At 68.8% G+C, this 21,498-nt stretch carries 18 protein-coding genes; 4 read left to right on the top strand and 14 right to left on the bottom strand.

What is annotated here, in order from left to right; translation table 11 throughout:
• Nucleotides 1–43 precede the first annotated feature (43 nt).
• The 3 genes from FHQ07_RS09365 to FHQ07_RS09355 are packed head-to-tail and all read right to left on the bottom strand — an operon-like array spanning nucleotide 44 to nucleotide 1,827.
• Complete coding sequence (locus FHQ07_RS09365; protein WP_139718001.1) at nucleotides 44–610, bottom strand: lysophospholipid acyltransferase family protein; 567 nt, start codon at nucleotides 608–610, stop codon at nucleotides 44–46.
• Between the two features lie 53 nt (nucleotides 611–663).
• Nucleotides 664–1,080, bottom strand: coding sequence for an alternative ribosome rescue aminoacyl-tRNA hydrolase ArfB (gene arfB, locus FHQ07_RS09360; protein ID WP_139716551.1), 417 nt, complete (start codon nucleotides 1,078–1,080; stop codon nucleotides 664–666).
• Between the two features lie 9 nt (nucleotides 1,081–1,089).
• Nucleotides 1,090–1,827: a pseudouridine synthase gene (locus tag FHQ07_RS09355; protein WP_139716550.1), complete on the bottom strand. Its 738-nt coding sequence runs from the start codon at nucleotides 1,825–1,827 to the stop codon at nucleotides 1,090–1,092.
• Between the two features lie 23 nt (nucleotides 1,828–1,850).
• Here FHQ07_RS09355 and FHQ07_RS09350 point away from each other — a divergent pair, with 23 nt between their 5' ends.
• Nucleotides 1,851–4,631, top strand: a complete 2,781-nt coding sequence (locus FHQ07_RS09350; RefSeq protein WP_139716549.1) for a M16 family metallopeptidase — start codon at nucleotides 1,851–1,853, stop codon at nucleotides 4,629–4,631.
• Between the two features lie 59 nt (nucleotides 4,632–4,690).
• Here the strand turns inward: FHQ07_RS09350 and FHQ07_RS09345 are convergent, their stop codons facing one another.
• The 5 genes from FHQ07_RS09345 to oleC form a co-directional block, all read right to left on the bottom strand.
• Nucleotides 4,691–5,737 (bottom strand): NAD(P)-dependent alcohol dehydrogenase, encoded by a 1,047-nt coding sequence (locus tag FHQ07_RS09345; RefSeq protein WP_139716548.1) that lies wholly within the window; start codon nucleotides 5,735–5,737, stop codon nucleotides 4,691–4,693.
• 59 nt (nucleotides 5,738–5,796) lie between these two features.
• On the bottom strand, nucleotides 5,797–7,449 hold the full coding sequence (gene ubiB, locus FHQ07_RS09340; RefSeq protein WP_139716547.1) for a ubiquinone biosynthesis regulatory protein kinase UbiB: 1,653 nt from the start codon (nucleotides 7,447–7,449) through the stop codon (nucleotides 5,797–5,799).
• The gene (locus FHQ07_RS09335) at nucleotides 7,446–8,084 is read right to left on the bottom strand and encodes a ubiquinone biosynthesis accessory factor UbiJ (protein WP_139716546.1); all 639 of its coding nucleotides are present in this window, start codon (nucleotides 8,082–8,084) and stop codon (nucleotides 7,446–7,448) included. The genes ubiB and FHQ07_RS09335 overlap by 4 nt, the downstream gene beginning before the upstream one ends.
• Nucleotides 8,085–8,241: 157 nt before the next feature.
• Nucleotides 8,242–9,237 (bottom strand): 2-alkyl-3-oxoalkanoate reductase, encoded by a 996-nt coding sequence (gene oleD, locus FHQ07_RS09330; RefSeq protein WP_139716545.1) that lies wholly within the window; start codon nucleotides 9,235–9,237, stop codon nucleotides 8,242–8,244.
• On the bottom strand, nucleotides 9,234–10,889 hold the full coding sequence (oleC, locus tag FHQ07_RS09325; protein WP_139716544.1) for an olefin beta-lactone synthetase: 1,656 nt from the start codon (nucleotides 10,887–10,889) through the stop codon (nucleotides 9,234–9,236). The genes oleD and oleC overlap by 4 nt, the downstream gene beginning before the upstream one ends.
• 28 nt (nucleotides 10,890–10,917) lie before the next feature.
• On the opposite strand from oleC, the gene FHQ07_RS09320 reads away from it, so the two are divergent.
• A complete protein-coding gene (locus tag FHQ07_RS09320) occupies nucleotides 10,918–11,307 on the top strand; it encodes a YkgJ family cysteine cluster protein (RefSeq protein ID WP_139716543.1) in 390 nt (129 codons plus the stop codon).
• 4 nt (nucleotides 11,308–11,311) lie between these two features.
• Here the strand turns inward: FHQ07_RS09320 and FHQ07_RS09315 are convergent, their stop codons facing one another.
• The 6 genes from FHQ07_RS09315 to FHQ07_RS09290 form a co-directional block, all read right to left on the bottom strand.
• On the bottom strand, nucleotides 11,312–11,995 hold the full coding sequence (locus tag FHQ07_RS09315) for a phospholipase D-like domain-containing protein (protein ID WP_139716542.1): 684 nt from the start codon (nucleotides 11,993–11,995) through the stop codon (nucleotides 11,312–11,314).
• A complete protein-coding gene (locus FHQ07_RS09310) occupies nucleotides 11,995–12,912 on the bottom strand; it encodes an alpha/beta fold hydrolase (RefSeq protein WP_139716541.1) in 918 nt (305 codons plus the stop codon). Before FHQ07_RS09310 ends, FHQ07_RS09315 begins: the two co-directional genes overlap by 1 nt.
• A gap of 56 nt (nucleotides 12,913–12,968) precedes the next feature.
• Entirely contained in the window at nucleotides 12,969–13,985 is a 1,017-nt protein-coding gene (locus tag FHQ07_RS09305) for a 3-oxoacyl-ACP synthase III (protein ID WP_139716540.1), read from the bottom strand.
• A 111-nt stretch (nucleotides 13,986–14,096) separates the two neighbouring features.
• Nucleotides 14,097–14,402, bottom strand: a complete 306-nt coding sequence (locus tag FHQ07_RS09300) for a DUF4156 domain-containing protein (protein ID WP_139716539.1) — start codon at nucleotides 14,400–14,402, stop codon at nucleotides 14,097–14,099.
• 69 nt (nucleotides 14,403–14,471) lie between these two features.
• Nucleotides 14,472–17,306: a M16 family metallopeptidase gene (locus tag FHQ07_RS09295; protein WP_139716538.1), complete on the bottom strand. Its 2,835-nt coding sequence runs from the start codon at nucleotides 17,304–17,306 to the stop codon at nucleotides 14,472–14,474.
• Nucleotides 17,307–17,377: 71 nt separating this feature from the next.
• Nucleotides 17,378–20,215, bottom strand: coding sequence for a M16 family metallopeptidase (locus FHQ07_RS09290; protein ID WP_139716537.1), 2,838 nt, complete (start codon nucleotides 20,213–20,215; stop codon nucleotides 17,378–17,380).
• Between the two features lie 88 nt (nucleotides 20,216–20,303).
• Between FHQ07_RS09290 and FHQ07_RS09285 the strand changes: the two genes are divergently transcribed.
• Both FHQ07_RS09285 and FHQ07_RS09280 read left to right on the top strand, forming a co-directional pair.
• Complete coding sequence (locus FHQ07_RS09285) at nucleotides 20,304–21,008, top strand: SDR family oxidoreductase (protein ID WP_139716536.1); 705 nt, start codon at nucleotides 20,304–20,306, stop codon at nucleotides 21,006–21,008.
• A gap of 10 nt (nucleotides 21,009–21,018) precedes the next feature.
• A complete protein-coding gene (locus tag FHQ07_RS09280) occupies nucleotides 21,019–21,498 on the top strand; it encodes a tRNA (cytidine(34)-2'-O)-methyltransferase (protein WP_139716535.1) in 480 nt (159 codons plus the stop codon).

The following is a 21,498-nucleotide window of genomic DNA, read 5'->3' as shown; positions in this document are numbered from 1 at the left end:
TTTTTCTTGCATCGCCGGACAGCGCCTGCCGCCGCTCGCCGGGTCAATCCTTCGGCTGGATCACGTCGTGGTTGCGGCCCTTGAACGGCTTGTACCAGCGCTGGATGCGGGCGATGTCGGCGTGCATGTCGTCGCTCAGCGCGAACGGCGGGCCGATCCCGATCACCTTGTTGGCGTAGTCGAAGTACGCCGGGATCACCGGCACCGCGGCATTGCGGGCGATGTGCCAGAAGCCCGGCTTCCAGCGTTCCACCCACTTGCGGGTGCCTTCCGGGGCGATCGCGTACCACATGCGGTCGGCGTCGCGGATCGCCTGCGCGGCCTGCCCGACCACGCCATGCGGCGCGCTGCGATCGACCGGGATCACCCCCTGCCAGCGCAGGATCCGGCCGAGCAACGGGATCCTGATCAACGCATCCTTGCCGAGGATCGACAACTTCACGCCCATGCCGAACTTGGCGCCGAAGCCGAGCAAGCCGTCCCAGTTCGACGAATGCGGCGCGGCGATGACGACCGCCTTGGGGATGTCCGGGAACGCGCCGACCATGCGCCAGCCGAACATGCGCAGGATCGAACGGCCCAGCCATTCGATGAAGCGGTTGCGCGGCATCCGCGGCGCGTTCGGCGGCAGCGCCAGCACCACGTCGTCGTGACCTGCGTCGTTCAATCCCAGCCCTTCCCCGAGCGCCCCTGCTTGATCGTCGCACGTCCGCGTTTCTCGCCCAAGCGGCGCTCCCTGGCCCCGCGCGAGGGCTTGGTGGCGATCCGCGGCTTCGGCGCATGCAGGCCGGTCTCGATGAAGTGCGCCAGCCGCTCGCGCGCGTCCTGGCGGTTGCGCTCCTGGGTGCGGAAGCGCTGCGCATTGAGCACCAGCACGCCATCGGCGGTCATGCGCCGGTCGCGCCTGGCCAGCAACCGCGCACGCACCGGCTCCGGCAGCGAGGGCGAGCCGGCCACGTCGAAGCGCAACTCGACCGCGGTGGCGACCTTGTTGACGTTCTGCCCGCCCGGCCCGGACGCGCGCACGAAGCGCTCGACCAGTTCGTCGTCGTCGATGGCGATGGTTCCGACCTGCAGCATGCGGCGATGTTACTTCGACTCGAACAGGGCCAGCGCCTTGGCGAACTCCGCATCCGGCGACGCCATGGCTTCGACCCGCTCGCCCGAATGCGGGTGCACGAACGCCAGCCGGCGCGCGTGCAGCAGCATGCGATGGATGCCGAGCATGCGGAAATTGCGGTTGTGGCGGCCGTCGCCATGGCTGCTGTCGCCGACCAGGTGATGGAAGCCGTGCTTGAGGTGGCGGCGGATCTGGCGGAACCGGCCGGTCAGCGGCGATGCGCGCAGCAGCGCATAGCGCGACGTCTCGAAACTGGACGACGGCAGCGGCAATTCGCAGGTGGCCAGCACTTCGAACGCGGTCTGCGCCGGCTTCTTCGCCGGCTTGCCGGGGCCGCCGTCGAGCGGATGGTCGACCAGGAACTCGCGCTCCGCCGGCCAGCCGCGACAGACCGCCCAATAGTCTTTCTCGACTTCGCGCGACATCAGCACCTTGCCCAGCGCGGACGCGGTCTCGCGGTCGAAGGCCAGCAGCAGGCAGCCGCTGGTGGCGCGATCGAGTCGATGCACGAGGAAGATCGGCTTGCCGAACTGCTCGCGCAGCCGGTCCGCGGCGAAATCGGTTTCGCCACGCGCCAGCGCGCTGTCGTGGACCATCAGGCCGGCGGGCTTGTCGACCACCGCAAGCGCGTCGTCGTGGTACAGCACCGGCAGGGATGACGAATCGGACATCGGCGGATCGGGGCGCTTCGCTAGAATTCGCGCCATTGTCCCGCACCGGAACGGAATCCATGAAACATCCGCGTTTGCACAGCCTCGCCCTCGCCTGCCTGCTCGCCCTGCCCGCCGCCGCCTTCGCCGACGGCGTCACGCCGCCCAAGGGCATCACAGCGGGTGCCTGCGTGGAAGGCATCTGCGAATACCGCCTGGGCAACGGCCTGCGCGTGCTGCTGTTCCCCGACGCCAGCAAGCCCACGGTCACCGTCAACCTGACCTACCTGGTCGGCTCGGTGCACGAGAACTACGGCGAGACCGGCATGGCCCACCTGCTGGAGCACCTGCTGTTCAAGGGCACGCCCACCCATACGGACATCCCCGGCGAACTGAAGAAGCGCGGCGTCGGCTTCAACGCCAGCACCTCGCTGGACCGCACCAACTACTTCAGCAGCTTCCCGGCCAACGATGCGACGCTGGACTACGTCCTCGGCCTGGAAGCCGACCGCATGCTGCGCTCGAACATCGCGAAGAAGGACCTGGACAGCGAGATGACCGTGGTCCGCAACGAGCTGGAGCGCAACGAGAACAACCCCGGCAGCGTGCTCGGCGAACGCCTGCGCTCCACCGCCTACCTCTGGCACAACTACGGCAACACCACCATCGGCGCGCGCAGCGACGTCGAGCACGTGCCGATCGAGCGCCTGCAGGCCTTCTACCAGACCTGGTACCAGCCGGACAATGCGGTGCTGATCCTCGCCGGACGCTTCGATCCGGCCAGGCTGCTGGCCGACATCGCCGCCAAGTTCGGCCCGTTGAAGAAGCCGGCGCGCGCATTGCCCGTCGCCTACACGGTGGAACCGGTGCAGGACGGCGAACGCGAGGTCAACGTGCGCCGCAGCGGCGACATCCGCATCACCAGCGTGGCCTGGCACATGCCCGCGGCCACCCATCCCGATACCCCGGCGCTGATGGTGCTGGGCAACATCCTCGGCCACGCGCCGGGCGGCCGCCTGCACAAGGCGCTGGTGGAATCCAGGCTGGCCGCGTTCGCCGGCGCGGGCGCGGGCGCCTCGCACGATCCCGGCACCTTCGGCGCGGTGGTCGCGGTGCCGAAGGACGGCGATGCCGCCAAGGCCGAAGCCGAACTGCTGGAACAGGTCGAGGATGTCGCCGCGCAACCCATCACCGCGCAGGAACTGGCCGATGCCGAGCAGCGCATCGGCAACGGCTACGAACTCGCCTTCAACGACGTCAACGCGGTCGGCATGGCCCTGTCCGAATACGTGGCCGCCGGCGACTGGCGCCTGTGGTTCGTGCTGCGCGACGCGATGGCCAAGGTCACGCTGGACGACGTCAACCGCGTGGCGAAGACCTACCTGATCCCCAGCAACCGCACGCTGGCGCGCTTCATCCCCACCGACAACGCGGTGCGCGCGACCATCGGCGATGCGCCATCGGTCGCATCGCTGGTCGATGGCTACACCGGCCGCGCCGCGGTGGAGGCCGGCGAAGCCTTCGTCGCCACTCCCGCGAACATCGCCGCGCGCACCCAGACCTACACCATCGGCGATTCGCTCACGGTCTCGCTGCTGCCGAAGAAGACCCGCGGCGGCACGGTGGTGGTGAACGCCGATTTCCGCTTCGCCGATGCCGACGCGCTGCGCCGCAACCCGTCGGCCGCCCCCGGTTTCGCCGGCACCATGCTCATGCGCGGCAGCAAGACCATGACCCGCGAGCAGATCGACAAACGCTTCGAAGCGCTCAAGACCGAGGCCAGCGTCAGCGGCGGCGGCCAGGGCGCCGGCATCGCCCTGCAGACCCGCCGTGGCGAACTGGCCGAGGCATTGACGCTGGCCGCCGACATCCTGCGCAACCCGGCGTTCCCGGACAGCGAGTTCGAGCAACTGCGCCTGCAGGCGATCACCGGCATGGAGGCGCAGCGCAAGGAACCCGGCGCGATCGCCGGCAACGCGATGGCCAAGGCCTTCGATCCGTGGCCGGCCGACCACCCGCTGCGCTACCGCACGCCCGACGAACAGCTGGCCGAGCTCAAGGCGCTCAAGCTCGACGAGCTGCGCGCCTGGCATCGCGCCGCCTACGGCACCAGCAACGGGCAGATCGCCATCGTCGGCGACTTCGATCCGGAGCAGGTCAAGCCGCTGCTGCAGAAGCTGTTCGCCGACTGGAAGCCGGGCGTCGCCTACGCACCGATCCACACGCAGTACAACGCGGTAGCCGCGCGCAAGGAACGCTTCGAGACCCCGGACAAGTCCAGCGCGGTGTTCATCGCCCGCCAGAACCTGCCGCTCAATGACGACGATGCCGATTACGCCGCGTTGCTGGTCGCCAACAACATCTTCGGCGGCAGCGGCCTGAAGTCGCGCCTGGGCGACCGCGTGCGGCAGAAGGACGGCCTGAGCTACGGCATCGGCAGCGGCATCAGCGCGGATTCCAGCCCGGATGGCAAGGACGATGCCGGCAGCTTCGGCATCCAGGCGATCGCCGCGCCGCAGAACGCGGCGAAGCTCGAGGCCGCGGTGCGCGAGGAACTGGCGCGCTTCGTCAAGGACGGCGTGACCGAAGCCGAGCTCAAGGATGCGGTCAGCGGCATGCTGACCCAGCGCGAGCAGTCGCGCGCCAGCGACGGTGCGGTGGCCGGCATGCTCAATTCCGACGCCTTCCTCGGCCGCCCGATGCTGCGTCGCGCCGAGTTCGACGCAAAGCTGAAGTCGCTGACCGTTGAACAGGTGAATGCCGCGATCCGCAAGTTCCTCAAGCCGGAGCAGCTGTCGGTGTTCGAGGCCGGCGACTTTGCCAATGCCGCGAAGACAGCGACGCCACCGCCGGCGAAGTAACCCCGGATCCGTCTGCTGCCATCAGGAAGCCCGGGAATTCCCGGGCTTCTTGCTGCTGCTCACATCGACGCGGTATCGATCACGAAGCGGTACTTCACGTCGCTCCTGAGCATGCGTTCGTAGGCGGTTTCGATCTCTTGCGCATCGATCATCTCGATGTCGGACACGATGCCGTGCTCGGCGCAGAAATCCAGCATCTCCTGGGTCTCGGCGATGCCGCCGATCAAGGAGCCCGCGATCGCCTTGCGGCCGAAGATCAGCCCCATCACGCTCGGGCTCGGGTGCGGCGATGCCGGCGCGCCGACCAGGCACAGGGTGCCGTCGCGCTTGAGCAACGCGGTGAACGCATCCAGCACGTGCGGCGCGGCCACCGTGTTGAGGATGAAGTCGAAGCTGCCGGCATGCGCCTGCATCTGCGCAGGATCCTTCGAGATCACCACCTCGTCGGCACCGAGCTTGTGCGCTTCGGCGCGCTTGGATTCGCTGGTGGTGAACGCCACCACGTGCGCACCCATCGCATGCGCGATCTTGATGCCCATGTGGCCCAGCCCGCCGATGCCGACGATGCCGACCTTCTTGCCCGGCCCGGCGTTCCAGTGCCGCAGCGGCGAATAGGTGGTGATGCCGGCGCACAGCAGCGGCGCGACCGCCGCCAGTTGTTCCTGCGGATGGCGGATGTGCAGGACGAAGTCCTGGTCGACCACGATCTGTTGCGAATAGCCGCCCAGCGTGTGCCCGGGCGCGTCCGCGGTCGGCCCGTTGTAGGTGCCGACGAAACCATTCGTGCAGTACTGCTCCAGGCCCTCGTCGCAGGACGCGCAGTGCTTGCAACTGCCGACCAGGCAGCCGACGCCGACGGTGTCGCCGACCTTGAAGCCGTGCACCTCGCCGCCGACCGCGCTCACGTGGCCGACGATCTCGTGGCCGGGCACGCAGGGGTACAGCGTGCCCGGCCATTCCGAGCGCACCGTGTGCAGGTCGGAATGGCAGATGCCGCAATAGGCGATGTCGATCTGCACGTCGCGCGGCCCGGGCGCGCGGCGCTCGATGTCGAGGGCGACGACGGGTTGGTCGGCGGCGTGCGCGCCGTAGGCCTTGGTGGTCATGGAGGATCCTCGCGAAGGGAGCCCGGAGGATACGCCTGCCCGCAGCGCGGCAGAACTCGCTAGCGCCGCGGCCACGCCGCCAGCAAGGCCCACAAGCCGCCGAGGCCGGCGATCCAGGTCGAGACCGGCAGTTGCAGCAATTTCGGCCCACCCGCATCCAGCGCATACATCAGCGCCGCCACGATCAGCAGGCCGGTGCCGAGGATCGCCGACACCGTGCGCCGCTGCAGCGCGTGCAGGGTCTGGTTCAACTCGCGGATGTCCTGCGAGCGCATGCGCAACTCGTGCTTGCCCTCGACCTGCTGCTGCAGCCAGGCATGCAGCAGGCGCGGCATTTCCGGCGCGCGCGTCACCATTTCCGGCAGCCGCTTGCGGAATTCGCCGGCCAGTCGTTGCGGGCTGTAGCGCTCGATGAGGATCGTTTCGAGGACGGGTTTCGCCACCGCCCAGATATCGATTTTCGGATCCAGCTGGCGGCCCACGCCCTCGATGTTGAGCAGGGTCTTCTGCAGCAGGATCAGCTGCGGTTGCAACGTGAGCTCGTAGCGCTGCGCGGTGCGGAACAGCTTGACCAGCACCTCGGCCAGCGAGATCTCGCTCAGCGGGCGGGTGAAGTACGGCTCGCAGACCGCGCGCGCCGCCGCTTCCAGTTCGTCGATGCGGATATGCGCCGGCATCCAGCCGGCCTGCACGTGCAGTTCGGCGATGCGACGGTAATCGCGGTTGAAGATCGCCATGAAATTCTCGGCGAGGTAGTACTGATCCTCGCTCGACAGCTGGCCCATGATCCCGAAATCCAGCGCGATGAAGCGCGGGTTTTCCTTGCGCGTGGCGTCCACCCAGATGTTGCCGGCGTGCGCATCGGCATGGAAGAAATTGTCGCGGAACACCTGCTGGTAGAACAGGCGCACGCCCTTGGCCGCCAGCCGCTTGCGGTCGATGCCGGCCTCGTCCAGCTTGGCGATGTCGTCGGACGGGATGCCGCGCACGCGCTCCAGCGTCATCGCGCGCTCGGCGGTGTGCGACCAGATCACTTCCGGCACGTACAGGTCCGGCGAATCGATCCAGTTGCGGCGCAGCAGCGAGGCGTTGCCGGCCTCGCGCTGCAGGTCGAGTTCGGCGGCCAGGGTGTTCTCGATCTCGGCCACGATCTCGCGCGGGCGGATCTTGTCGGCGCTGGGATGGGTGCGCTCGACGATGCCGGCCACGCTCTTCAGCAGGGCGATGTCGGCGGCGATCTGCTGGTCGATGCCGGGACGCAGCACCTTGACCACCACCTCGCGTCCGCCCGGCAAGGTGGCCGCATGCACCTGCGCGATCGAGGCCGAGGCCAGTGGCGTGGTGTCGAAGCTCTCGTAGGCGTCGCCCACGCTGCGGCCCAGCGCCTGCTCCACCAGCGCGCGCGCCTGTTCGCCGTCGAACGGCGCGACCCGATCCTGCAGGTGGGTCAGCTCTTCGGCGATGTCCGGCGGTACCAGGTCGCGGCGGGTGGAGAGGATCTGCCCGAACTTGACGAAGATCGGCCCGAGGTCCTGCAACGCCAAACGCAGGCGCGCGCCACGCGGCAGCGCCGCGATCTGCGCCGGTGCCTTCGGCACGAACGGGCGCATCAGCTTCAGCCAGCGCTCGGCCGGCGTGCCGTCGAGCAGGTCGTCGAGCCGATAGCGCAGCAGCACCCGGCCGATCCGCATCGCGCGCAAGGCGGACTTCATGCGGACGCTCCGCGCGCACGCTGCAGGCGCGCGATCTTCGCGGCGATGCGCTCGACGTCGTCGCGCAATGCGTCCACGTCGTCGTGGAAGGCATCGAGCTCGGCGCGCGGCACCACGTCGCGGCTTTCCTCGGTCACGTATTCGGCGGCGGTTTCGGCGAGGTTCCTGCCGGCGACCTGCGCCTGCTTCAACCCCGCGGCCAGCGCCTTGGCGATCTGCACGCCGGCGATGTCGCCGAACACGCGCACGAACGGCAGTTGCCAGTCGGGATCGAAATTCTTCGCCAATTGCTGCAGGCGGCGCGCGAGTTCGGCATCGCCTTCGATGCGCAGCTTGCCGATCGGCGGCGCGTCGTCGCGGCGGAACATCGGCAACTGCCCCAGCAATCCCATCAGCGTGCTGCGCACGCCGAGGTCGGGCTCGCGCTCGGCATCCAGCGGACCGACGCGCAGGGCATCGCCCTCGACGCGCACCTGCACGGCCAGCGGCGGCGAGGTGAGCGTGACCGCGACGCATTGGCCATCCAGCGCCTTCAATGCCGCGCGCGTTTCCTCGTCCAGCGCCAGCGCGCGGTTGAGCGCGATTTCCAGCGCCTTGCCGGCGGGTTGCTTCCAGTTGAAGGGCGCTTCGGTCATGCGGGCATTGTATGGGCTTCGTCTCGCGACAGTGATCGGGAGCGCCGTCTCGGTTGGCGGGCGTGCGCAGAGCGGGCCATGGATGGCCCGCGCCCGCGACTCAGTCGTGGATGACTGGATGGAGCGGCTGCGCATGCCCGCCAACCGAGACGGTGCGTCAGCGATGAAACGACGCCCGCAAGCGCTCCAACCCTTCCGCCATCGTCACCTTCGGCACGTACCCGAAATCGCGCGTGGCCGGCGCCATCGAATACCAATGGCTGGTGCTGAGCTGTTCGGCCAGGAAGCGCGTCATCGGCGGCTCGCCCTGCAGCGGCAGCACCGACCACAGGCCTTCGCACACCACGCCGACGGCGTAGGCCACGCGGAACGGCAGGTGCTTGTGCACTTCCGGGGCGCCCGCTGCGCGCAACAGGCCGTTGAGCACGTCGCGCATCGGCCACGGCTCGCCGTTGCTGATGAAGTAGGCCTTGCCCGCGCAGGCCGCGCCCGGGGCGAGATGATCGAAGGCATCGAAATGCGCCTGCGCGGCATTGTCGATGAAGGTGGTGTCGACCTTGTTGCCGCCGCTGCCGACGATGCGCAGGCGCCCGGCCTTCGCGCGTTCGACCAAACGCGGCAGGATTTGGTTGTCGCCCGGGCCCCAGATCAGGCGCGGGCGCAAGGCGACGGTCGCGAGGCTGGCATCGTTGGCCGCCAGCACCGCTTTCTCGGCGATGGCCTTGGTGGTCGCGTACGGTGCCTGGAAGTGTTCGCCGTAGGGCACGGTCTCGGCGGTGCCGCCTTCGACCGGATGGGTCGCGCGATGGGTGACGCTGGGCGTGGAGGTGTAGACCAGCCTGCCGATGCCGTGTGCGCGGCAGGCCTCCAGCACGTTCTGCGTGCCGACCACGTTGGCCTGGTGATAACTGTCGTAGCTGCCCCAGGCGCCGGCTTTCGCGGCGTTGTGGAACACCGCGTCGAAACCGCCCGCGAATGCCGCCATCACCGCGTCGCGGTCGGCAAGATCGCCCGCGATCTGCTTCACGCTGATGGCATCGAGCGCCGGGTAATGGCCGCGATTGAAACTGGCGACGTCATGCCCGCGCGCGACCAGCCCGCGGCACAAGGCCTGCCCGAGGAAACCGCCGCCGCCGGTCACCAGAATCTTCATGCGCTGTCCTCGAGGGCTTGGGTGGCCGCCCATGCCGCGAGCTTCTCGCGGCCGATCTTGGCGTTGTGGCGGATATCGACCGGAAATGGCTTCGGATAGTGCAGGAAGGCGTCGACCTTGGCGGTATGCACCAGGCCATCGGCCATGCGCCGCAATTCCCGCTGGATGCGCGGCCATTCCCGCCTGCCCGCACCGGGACGCAGTTCCACGCACAGCACCGGCCGCTGCGCGCCCTTCGGCCCAACCCCGACCAGCGCGCTGCGCGCCACGTCGGGATGGGCGTTGAACACCGGCTCGACCTGTTCCGTGCACAGCGTGGTGACGGCGTCGACCACCACCCGCTGCGACTTGCGCCCGCAGAACCACAACCGGCCCTCGCCATCGAACCAGCCGAGATCGCCCATGCGATGCACGATGCGGTCGCCTTCGCGGATCTTCGCCAGCCGCGTCTGCGCATCGCGGTTGAAGTAGGCATCGGTGGCGCTGGGCCCGGCCACCGTGATTTCCCCGACCACGCCATCGGGCACCAGGGTCGCCTGCCACCAATCGGCGATCGGCTCGTCGTCGATGGCGATGATGCGCACGTCGTTCGGCGGCACCGGCCGGCCGATGCAGGTGCCGCTGCCGCTTTCGGTGCGTTCGCGCAGGGTCAGCAGCTCGCGGCCTTCGATGACGGCGACCGGCAGGCATTCGGTGGCGCCGTAGGGCGTCCACAACTGCGCATCGGGCGGCAGCAGTTCGAGCATCTTCGACACGACTTCGGGCGGCACCGGCGCGCCGGCACTGGTCACCCGCTTCACCGTGGGCAGCGGTTCGCCATGTTCCGCGAGCACGCGCATCAATGCCGGCGAACCGAACAATTGGGTGATGCCGAAACGCTTGATCGCCGCATGCAGCTTGCGCGGATCCGCCTTGGCCGGTCGCGTGGGATCCATGTCCGGGATGATCGAGGTCAGGCCGAGTGCGGGATCGAACAGCGCGAACGGCGGGAAGGTCGGCAGGTCGATGCCGCCGGCCTCGATCCCGAACGCGTCGCCCAGCATCGCGATCTGCGCGATGAAATGCCGATGCCGGTACACCACGCCCTTCGGCACGCCGGTGCTGCCGCTGGTGAACAGCAATGCCGCAACATCGTCCGGTCGGGTGTCGGCCAGCTGCGGGCCGCCCGCTTCGAAAAGCGTGCCCGCGCCGTCGCGCTCGACATCGCCCAGCGTCGCGTCGGCCAGCCATGCACGCCTGCCGGTGGTGATGCGCACGCGCGCCGACTTCGCCCAACCCAGCAGCGCCTTCGCCAGCAGCGCCAACGGGATGCCGATGAACGCCTCCGGTTGCGCTTCGTCCAGGCATTGCTTCAGCGCGCGCCGGTCGATGCCGGGATCGACCAGCACCGGCACCGCGCCGGCCTTGAACAGGGCAAACATCAGCAGGAAAAACTCGGGCGTCGGCCGCACCATCACCACCGCGCGGGTGCCGCGGACGATGCCGCGCCTGGCCAGGCCGGCGGCGATGGCGTCGCTGCGCGCGTCCAGTTGCGCATACGTCAATTCGACCTCGTACGCGCCATTGCGGCCGGGGCAGCGCATCGCCACCTGGTCGGGACGCTCGCGGGCAAGACGGGGCAATGCGGCCGCGATGTTGCAGGGTTCGCTCATGCCGCCATTGTCGCCGACAATGCGCGCCATGCCCGTCGAACACCCCTGCCTCACCTGCGGCGCCTGCTGCGCCTTCTTCCGGGTCAGCTTCCACTGGTCGGAGGCCGACCCCGCACTGGGCGGCGTGGTGCCGTTCGAACTCACCGAACCGCTGCGCACCCACGAACGCGTCATGCGCGGCACCTCGCAGGCGCAGCCGCGCTGCATCGCGCTGGATGCGGACATCGGCCGTTACTCGCGCTGCACCATCCACGACCGGCGGCCATCGGTGTGCGCGCTGGTGCCGGCCTCGTGGGAATTCGGCGCCGCGAGCGCGCAATGCGACAAGGCGCGGATCGCGCACGGATTGCAGGCGCTGACGCCCGACGACTGGATCGGCGTGGACGAGGCCGAGAAGAACCCGCTGCCCGAGGCCTGAGGCCTCAGCCGAACTGCTGCCAGAGCTTCTCGAACTGCAGGCCGAACACCCGCACCAGGTTGGCGTCGTCGCTGACCACCAGGTTCTCGTCGTTGTCGCGGGTGGCGCTGCGGGTCCAGTTGAAGCTGCCGTTGGCCAGCACCCGGCCGTCGAACACGGCGAACTTGTGGTGCATGTGCGCCGGGCTGTCGTCCAGCCGCACCTCGATGCCATGCGTGCGCAGGCGTTCGATGTCGCTGCCGCTGTCGTACTGCTTGTCGTTGTCGCTGAGCACGCGCACCCGGATGCCGCGCGCGTGGCAGTCGAGGATGGCGTCGGTCAGGCGGTCGTCGGCGATGGTGAACACGCAGATGTCGAGCGTGCCGCGGCAGCCGCGCATCAGGTCGGACAGCCGGCGCAGGCAGGTGTCGCCGGGCGAGAAATAGGCGCTCGACACCACCGTCGCGGTCTCGTTCGCCACGTCCAGGGTCTTCACCACCTGCTCCAGCCAGCGCAGCGCGTCCAGGGTTTCGCCGGGCTTGGCCAGCATCGCCTCGCGGGCGATGTCGAAGGCGCGGTTGCGCAGGAAACGGATGCGCCCGGCATCGAGCTGCTGGCCGAGCTCGCGCAGCTGCTGTTTCTCGCCGGCGTCGAGCGCGAAGTCCAGCGCGGTCTCGCGCAAGCTGCGGTCGAGCGCGGCGAAATCCATCAAGCGCCCGCAGCCAGCGGATTCGCGTCGAGAAAGCGGCGGATCGCCGGCACCAGCACCTCGTGCTTGTCCTCCAGCACGTAATGGCCGGCATCGTCGAAGTCGCGCACGATCGCCCGCGGCAGCGCCTTGCGGAAGCCGTCGAGGAAGTGCACGTCGAACACGAAGTCGCGCAGGCCCCAGCCGATGAACACCGGCCGATCCGAATAGCCGGGCAGCGCGGCGGCGGCGGCCTGCACCAGCGGCCATGCGCGGTCGCCTGCATGCAACGGAATGTCCTGCATGAAGCGCTGCGTGCCGATCGCGTTGTCCCAGCCGTCGTACACGCCGGCGTAGGCCTCGCGCACCGGTTTCGACAGCGCACGCTCGGTGCCGAACCAGGCCGCGCCGCGTGCGAACAGGTTGAACCTGCGGATCAGCCAGCCGCCCAGGCGCGAATCGCGCCCCATCGCCAACCGTTTCGGGAAGCGCTTGGCCTGCGGCAGCGGGAAGCTGGCGGTATTGGTGATGACCAGTCGCTTGATCCGCGCCGGATCGCGCAGCGCCCAGCCGAAACCGATCATCCCGCCCCAGTCGTGGACCGCCAGCGTCACCGGGCCGTCGATGCCGAGGTGCTTGAGCAGGGCATCAACGTCGTCGATGCGCGACTGCAATGTGTAGTCGTAGCGCGGCTGCGCCGAAGCCGCGTCATCGGGACGATCCGACAGGCCCATGCCGACATGGTCCGGCACGATGCAGCGGTACTTGTCGCGCAAACCCGCGACCAGGTGCCGCCAGTAGAAGCTCCACGACGGATTGCCGTGCAGCATCACGATCACTTCGCCGTCGCGCGGGCCTTCGTCGAGGAAGGACATGGCGATGCCGGGACGCACGTCGAAGCGCTGCGGCTGGAACGGATAGTCGGGGAAATCGCGCATCGGATCCTGCAATGAAAAGGGCCGGCGAACCGGCCCCTGGAATCGAAACCGCGGCCTTACCAGACCACTTCGGCCATCGAGCAGTTCAGGCCCGAACCGATGCCGAGCAGGGCCACGCGGTCGCCCTTCTTCAGGCGGCCGAGTTCGCGCAGCTTGGACAGCACGATCGGCACGCTGGCCGGGCCGATGTTGCCGTGCTCGCCGAAGATGGTCATGACCTTCTTCGGGTCGATGCCGATCGCCTTGGTGAAGGCGGCGGTGTGCACCTTGCTGACCTGGTGGATCACGAACTGGTCCAGTTCGTCGGAGACCCAGCCCAGCGCCTGCTTGGCCGCGCCGAAGGTCTTCTGCGCCAGCTTGATGCCCTCGATCAGCAGCATGCGGGTATCGGTGACCATGCCGTCCAGGTTGCCGCGGCACAGCTTGTTCCACTCGGTCGCGGCGCGGGTCACCCCGCCCTTGTAGCGCGGCGCGCCCGGGGCCAGTTCGGCGCGGGCCAGCACCATCGCGGCGGCGCCCGAGCCCAGGGTCAGGGTGGCCAGCTCGTTGCGGAACTGCTCCTCGGTCGCGTCCTCGCGGCCCAGGCGTTCGAGGGTCTTCTCGTAGGCGAGGTTGGCGGTTTCGCCATCAACGATCAGCGCGTAGTCGATCTCGCCGCGCTCGATCATCCGGCTGGCGATGTCCATGCCGTTGATGAAGGCCAGGCAGGCATTGGCCACGTCGAAGTTCTGGCAGGTGTCCGGCAGGCCCAGGTTGCCGCTGACGATGGAGGCGGTGGACGGCTCCAGGTAGTCGCGGCTGACCGAGGTATTGACCAGCAGGCCGACCTTGTCCGGGTCGATGCCGGCATCGCCCAGCGCCTTCACGCCAGCAAGCGTGGCCACGTCCGAGGCCTGCACATTGTCTTCCCACAGGTAGCGCGCATGGATGCCGGCGATCTCGCCCAGCACGTCGGTCTTGATGCCGAGGCGGTCCATGGTCGGCTTCAGCCGCGCATTGATCTCTTCCGAGGACAGCCGGCGCGGCGCGTCGATATGGGCCAGGCCGGCGATGGCAACATGTTGGAACAGCATGGGCGAACACTCACGCAGGCGCGAGGCTCGCACCGGAACCGCGCAGGATAGCGGTTTTCATCCCAGTACGCTGGCGTATCGAGCAAACCGTGACCGGGGTCGAAGCCCGGTTCAGCCGGCGCAGCGCCACATCGCCCAGCGCTGCTCGCCGTCCCTGGGCGGGGTGATCGGGCTGATGCTGTCGGCGCCGACGCCGGGCGCCTCGTTGCGGGCCAGGGTCTCCAGTTCGTCGCGGACCTGCGATTCGCTGCGCTCGTAGGGCCCAAGCCGGTCCTTGACCGAGACCTCGACTTCGCCGCGCTTCTCGCAGCTCGGCGCGGCGGCCAGCACCTTCACCTCGGCCGCGCCGGGGGCCATGTGCACGAAGGTACAGCCCGAGGTCGCCAGCAGCGCGGCCAGCAGCAGGATCGAACGCATTCCGCTTCTCCAGAAAGCACGATGCCGGCAGTGTCGCCGGCATCGTGCGCTCATGGCTGAACGGTTCGCTTACTTCTTCGCCACCGGCTTGCCGTCGGCATCGACCACCTGCACCTCGCCCAGGTTCAGCGCGCGCACGCCGGCCTCGATCTTGGACAGGTCGCCGACGATCACCCAGGTCAGCGCATCCGGCTTGACGATGTCCTTCGCCGCGGCCTGCACGTCGGCATCGCGCTGCGCTTCCATGCGCTGCTTGAGGGTCGCCACGTAGTCGTCCGGGCGGCCGTACAGGGCGTTGTCGGCCAGCGCGCCGGCGACCGCACCGATGGTCTCGTAACCGCCGGGCAGGCTGCGCACGCTGCTGTCCTTGACCTTGGCGATCTCGGCCGCGGTCAGCGGACGCGACGAAATCACCTCGCGCGCTTCCTTCAGCAGCTCGGCGGCGGATTCGGCGGTCTTGTCGGTCTGCACCGGCGCGTACAGCATGTACGGACGCTGGCCCTTGGCATTGCTCATGAAGCTGTAGGAGCCGTAGGCCCAGTGCTTGTCCTCGCGCAGGTTCATGTTGAGGCGCGCGGAGAACAGGCCGCCGAACGCATCGTTCATGGTCTCGATGTTGAGGTTGTTCGGCGCGGTGGTCGACGGCGCCAGCAGGCCGGCCAGGATCAGCGACTGCTGCGCGCCGGGCTTGTCGATCAGGAACACGCGCGGCTTGGCCTGCGCGGCGACCTGCGGGATCGACTTCGCGCCCTTGCTCGCCGCGGGCGCCTGCCAATCGCCGAACACGACATCCAGCTGCCTGGTGATTTCCGGCAGGGTGGTATCGCCGGCGACGATGATCCGCACGTTGTCGGGACGCAGCCACGCCGACTGCCAGGCGCGCAGGTCGGCGGCGCCCAGCGCCTTGATCGAGGCCTCGTTGCCGGTGCCGGAGAACGGGATCGCGTACGGATGGCCGGCGCCGTAGACCAGCGGCGGCAGCACGCGCAGGGCCAGGCCGACCGGCTGAGTCTTCTCCTGGGCGATGCCGGCCAGCCATTGCGCGCGCTGGCGCTCGATGTCGGCATCGCGGAACGCCGGGTTGCGCACCACGTCGGCGAGCAGGGCCAGCGACGGCGCCATGTTGGCCTTGAGCAGGTTGGCGTTGGCGGTGCAGGCGTCCAGCCCGCAGCCGGTGGACAGGTTCAGGCCCAGGCGCTCGCGGGTCTGCGCGATCTGCACCGAGTCCAGCGTCGCGGTGCCTTCGTCCAGCATGCTGGCGGCGAAACTGGCGGTGCCGAGCTTGCCGGCGGCATCGCTGGCGTAGCCGGCATCGAACTGCAGGGCCACATTGACCACCGGCACGCTGTGGCGTTCGGCCAGCACCACTTCGATGCCGTTCTTCAGCTTGCCGCGCTGCACGGCCGGGAAGCTCAGGTCGGGGAAGCTGGAGACCTCCGGCACGCCCTTGCTGCGATCCACGGCGGAGGCGGTGGTGGTGAACTTGTCGGTCGGCGCGCCGGGGATGTCGGCCGGGCGCTTGCCTGCCGGCAGGCTGACGATCGGCGCGTCCTTCGGCTCGCCGGCGGCCGGCACCACGGTCAGGGTGAAGTCGCCCTTGCTCAGCCAGCGCTTCGCCGCGGCCTGCACGTCGGCGGCGGTGGCGGACTGGTACCAGTCGAAGTCGCGCTTCCAGCCATCCGCGCTGCCGAGGTAGATCAGCGATTCGGCCAAGCGGCTGGCCTTGCCGCCGACGCGCTCCAGGCTGCGCACGTTGGCCGCGTAGCTGGTCGCCTTGTAACGCGCCAGTTCTTCCTCGGTCGGGCCCGTGGCGATGAACTTCGCCAATTCCTCGTTGACCGCGGCCTCGACCTTGGCGGGATCGACGCCCTGCTTCACGTCGGCCTCCCAGTTGAAGCTGCTGACCAGCTCGAACGGCTGGACGGAGACGGACACGTTGTCGACCAGCTTGTCCTGGTAGACCAGGCGCTGGTACAGGCGGCTGCTCTTGCCGCCGCCGAGCACGTCGGAAGCAAGGTCGAGCAGGGCCAGGTCGCGATCGCCGCGGCCAGGGATGTTCCAGGTGCGGGTGATGCGTACCTGGGCCACGCGGTCCTCGATCTGCGCGCGGGTCGAGGCCTCGCGCGGCGCGGTCCACTTGGCCTGCTGCGGCACCGGTTTGCCGGCCGGGATGTCGCCGAAATACTTCGCCACCTTTTCCTTCGCGGTGGCGACGTCGATGTCGCCGGCCAGCACGATCACGGTATTGGCCGCGCCGTAGTAATCGCGGAACCAGCTCTTCACGTCCGCAAGCGACGCCGCGTTGAGGTCTTCCATCGAACCGATGGTGCTGTGGTGGTACGGGTGGTTGGCCGGCACCGTGCCCGCCAGCATGTAGTACTCGCTGCGGCCGTAGGGCTCGTTGTCGCCCTGGCGCTTCTCGTTCTGGACCACGCCGCGCTGCTCGTCCAGGGTCTTCTGGTCGATCGCGCCGAGCAGGTGGCCCATGCGGTCGGATTCCATCCACAGCGCCATGTCCAGCGCGGTGGTCGGCACGGTCTCGTAGTAGTTGGTGCGGTCGAACCAGGTGGTGCCGTTGATGTCGGAGACGCCGGCCTTCTCGAACGGGTCGAAGTACTCGCCCGGGTGGTTCTCCGAGCCGTTGAACATCAGGTGCTCGAACAGGTGGGCGAAGCCGGTCTTGCCCTTCGGCTCGTCCTTGCTGCCCACGTGGTACCAGACATGCACCGAGACCACCGGCGCCTTGCGGTCGGTGTGCACCACCACGCGCAGGCCGTTCGGCAGGGTGAACTGCTCGTAGGGGATGTCGATGGCGGCGGGCTGCGCGGCCTGCACCTGCGGCGCGTAGAGGGCGCCGGACAGCGCGGCGGCGAGGGCAAGGCTGAGGATGGCGGTCTTGGGCATGGCGTTCTCGGATGGGTTGCGATGGAAACGCGCAGCCCGCCGTGGCGGCGGGCTGCGCGGCTTGCTGGCGATTACTTCGCGGCGGGCACCGGCTTGCCGTCGGCGTCGAGGATGGTGACCTCGCCGAGGTTCAGCGCACGGATCGGCGCCTCGGTCTTCTTCAGGTCGCCGACCACGACCCAGGTGATGCCGTTCGGATCGAGGGTCTTCGCCGCGGCGTCGACCTGCGCCGGGGTGATCGCCTCGATCGCGGCCTTGCGCTGGAACACGTAGTCGTCCGGGCGGCCGTACAGCACGTTGCTGCCGATGGTGTTCATCACCGCGCCGGCGGTCTCGTACGCACCCGGCAGGCTCAGGGTCATGCCCTTCTGCTGGCGCGCCAGTTCCTCGGCCGTGGTGCCGCGCGCACCGCCGAAGAACTCGGCCATCTCGCGCTTGATCTCGGCCACCGATTCGGCGGTCTTGTCGATCTGCACCGGCGCCGAGGCACGCCACATGCGCTGGCCCACCGCGCCGCCGGCGCGGCTGCTGGCGCCGTACGACCAGTGCTTGTCCTCGCGCAGGTTCATGTTGAGGCGGGCGGTGAAATCGCCGCCGAACACCATGTTGGCCATGTCGAAGGCGATCGCGCCGGGGTCCTTGCTCGACGGCACCAGCTCGGCGGCGAAGATGTTGGCCTGCACCGCACCCGGCTGGTCGATCAGGAACACGCGCGGCTGCTTGACGTTGGCCACCGCCGGGATGGCCGGGGCGCCGCCGGCGCCATCGACCTTCCAGTCGCCGAAGTGCTTCTCCAGCACCGGCACGATTTCCTTCAGGGTGGTGTCGCCGACCACGATCACGGTCGCGCCCTTCGGCTGCATCATCCGCTGGTGGAAGGCGACCAGGTCGGCGCGGGTCAGCGCGGAAATCGCCGCCTCGGTGCCGGTGCCGCTGAGCGGGTTGCCGTACGGATGGCCGGCGCCGAACATCAGCGACGGCAGCACGCGCATGGCCGCGCCGCTGGGCTGCGCCTTCTCCTGCCTGATGCCGGCGATCCACTGGCCCTTCACGCGGTCGATCTCGGCTTGGTCGAAGCGCGGCTTGCGCAGCATGTCGGCCAGCAGCGCCACCGACGGCTCCAGGTTCTTCTTCAGCGCCGACAGGGTGGCGCCGTTGCTGTCCAGGCTGGCGCCGGCGCCGATCTGCGCGCCGAGCTCTTCCTTGCGCGAGGCGAAGCCGAGCGCGTCGAGGTCGCCCGCGCCTTCATCGAGCAGGCCGGCGGTGAAGTTGGCGATGCCGGGCTTGCCGGCCGGATCCGCCGAATAGCCGCCGGCGAACTGGTAGTCCATCTGCACCACCGGGATGTCGTGGCGCTCGGCCAGGATCACCGTGGTGCCGTTGGACAGGGTGGCGCGCTGCTGGGTGGGGAACTTCAGGTCGGGGAAGCTGGCCGGCATCGGCACGCCGGCCTTGCGGTCGACCGCGCTGGCCGTGGTCTTGTACTTCGCATCCGGCTTGGGCAGCGCGAACGGCGCCGGGGTGCCCGCCGGGTCTTCCGGCAGGTCCTTGCGCGCACCCGGCTTCACGGTGAACACATGGCTGGGCTTGTTCAACCACTTCGACGCCGCCGCGCGCACCTGCGCCGGGGTGGCGCTGGCGACCGCCTTCAGCGAATCGCGGAAGCAACCCGGGTTGTTCTCGTAGATCGCGCAGGAGGCCAGCACGTCGGCCTTGCCGCCGAAACCGCCAATGCGCTCGATGCCGCGGATGAAATTGGATTCGTAGCTGGTCTTGGCGCGCGCCAGCTCCTCGGCGGTCGGGCCTTCGGCGATCAGCTTGTTCAGCTCCTCGTCGATGATCGCCTCGACCCTGGCCGGGTCCACGCCCTGCTTGACCATCGCGGTGACGAAGAAGTTGCCGCCCAGCTGCGAGGCCCAGTTGCCGGTGCCGACGCTGTCGACCAGCTTGTCCTGGTGCACCAGGCGCTTGTCCAGGCGCGAGCTGGCGCTGCCGCCGAGCACGTCGGAGAACAGGTCGAGCATGTCGGTGTCGCGGCTGCCGACCTGCGGCACGTTCCACATGCGGCGCACCATCACCTGCGGGACCTTGTCCTCCAGCTCGGTGCGGCCGTTCGCCTTCAGCACCGCCACGTCGACCTTCGGCTGGGCCATGGTCGGGCTGGCCGGGATGTCGCCGAAGTACTTCGCCACCTTTTCCCTGGCGGTGGCGACGTCGATGTCGCCGGCCAGCACCAGCACCGCGTTGTTCGGGCCGTACCAGGTCTTGAACCAGGTCTTCACGTCCTCGAGCTTGGCCGCGTTGAGGTCGTTCAACGAACCGATCGTGGTGTGGTGGTAGGGATGGCCTTGCGGATACATGGTGTGCGAGATGATCTCGCGCAGCTGGCCGTAGGGCTGGTTCATGCCCTGGCGCTTCTCGTTCTGCACCACGCCGCGCTGCTCGTCCAGCGTGGCCTGGTCGATCGCGCCGAGCAGGTGGCCCATGCGGTCGGATTCCATCCACAGCGCGGTGTCGAGCGCGGTGGTCGGCACGTTCTCGAAGTAGTTGGTGCGGTCGGTGTTGGTGGTGCCGTTCTGGTCGGTGACGCCGACCGCCTTGAACGGGGTGAAGAACTCGCCCGGATAGTTCTCCGAACCGTTGAACATCAGGTGCTCGAACAGGTGGGCGAAGCCGCTGCGGCCGCTGGGCTCGTCCTTGCTGCCGACGTGGTACCAGAGGTTGACCGCGACGATCGGCGCCTTGCGGTCGGTGTGCACGATCACCCGCAGCCCGTTCGGCAGGACGAAGCTGTCGTAGGCGATGTCGACCGCAGGCGCGTTCGCCGCCTGCACGACGGGCGCATAGGCGCCGGCGGACAGCGCGGTGGCGAGGGCAAGGGCGAGCGCGGCGGGACGGAACACGGACATGCAGGACTCCAGCGGACGGCAAAGACTTCCGATGTTAGCCGTCCGTCGGGGCCGATACACTGTGCCGGAAGCCATCCGGGAGCCGGCAATGCCTCGTAACGTCTTGATTTCAGGCGCCAACCGCGGGATCGGCCTGGAATTCGTCCGCCAGTTGCTGGCCCGCGGCGAGCATGTGGTCGGCGCCTGCCGGCACCCGGGCAAGGCGACCTCGCTGAATGCGTTGGCCGGCGAATACCCGGGCCGCCTGCATGTGCTGCCGCTGGACGTGGCCGAGGCGAAATCGCGCGCCAGCCTGGTGCACGACCTGCCGCTGGTGCTGGGCGACGCGGGCCGCATCGACCTGCTGGTCAACAACGCCGGCGTGCTGCATTCCGGCGAGCGCTTCGGCCATGTCGAACAGGCGACCCTCGAGGACAGCCTGCGCACCAATGCGGTCGGCCCGTTCCTGCTGGCGCAGGCGCTGGCGCCGCTGCTGGCCGATGGCGGCCGCATCGCCAACATCAGCTCGCAACTGGGTTCGATCGGCAACACCGCCCGCTTCGGCACGCCCAGCTACGACATCAGCAAGGCCGCGCAGAACATGGCCAGCGTGTTGCTGGCGCGCGCGCTGGAGGAACGCGGCATCGTGGTGCTGGCCCTGCATCCGGGCTGGGTGCAGACCGAGATGGGCGGCGCGAACGCGCAGGTTGCCCCGGCCGATGCCGTCGCCGGCCTGCTGCGCGTGATCGACGCGGCCACGCCCGGACAGTCGGGCCGCTTCCTCGACTGGCGCGGCGAGTCGTTGCCGTGGTGAGCGCACGCTGATGTTCCACGTCATCCTGCACCGCCCCGAGATCCCGCCCAACACCGGCAACGTGATCCGCCTGTGCGCCAACACCGGCGCGCAACTCCACCTGGTGAAGCCGCTCGGCTTCGACCTCGACGACAAGCAGCTGCGCCGCGCCGGCCTCGACTACCACGAGTACGCGGCGATGCAGGTGCACGACGAGCTCGCTGCCGCGCTTGCCGCGATCGCCGCGGTCAATGGCTCATCGCCGCGCGTGTTCGCGTTGTCCACGCGCGGCACCACCCGCTTCGACCAGGTCGACTATCGCGCCGGCGACGCCTTCCTGTTCGGCAGCGAAACCGCCGGCCTGCCGCAGGATCTGCTGGATGCGATCCCGCAAGCGCAACGCCTGCGCCTGCCGATGCAGCCGAACAACCGCAGCCTCAACCTCTCCAATACCGTCGCCGTGATGGTGTTCGAGGCCTGGCGGCAACGGGGCTTCGCCGGCGGCGCCTGA

It is taken from the genome of Thermomonas aquatica (genome assembly GCF_006337105.1).
In the GTDB taxonomy this organism is placed as follows: Bacteria; Pseudomonadota; Gammaproteobacteria; order Xanthomonadales; family Xanthomonadaceae; genus Thermomonas; species Thermomonas aquatica.
This window is presented reverse-complemented; position numbering and strand designations above follow the sequence as displayed.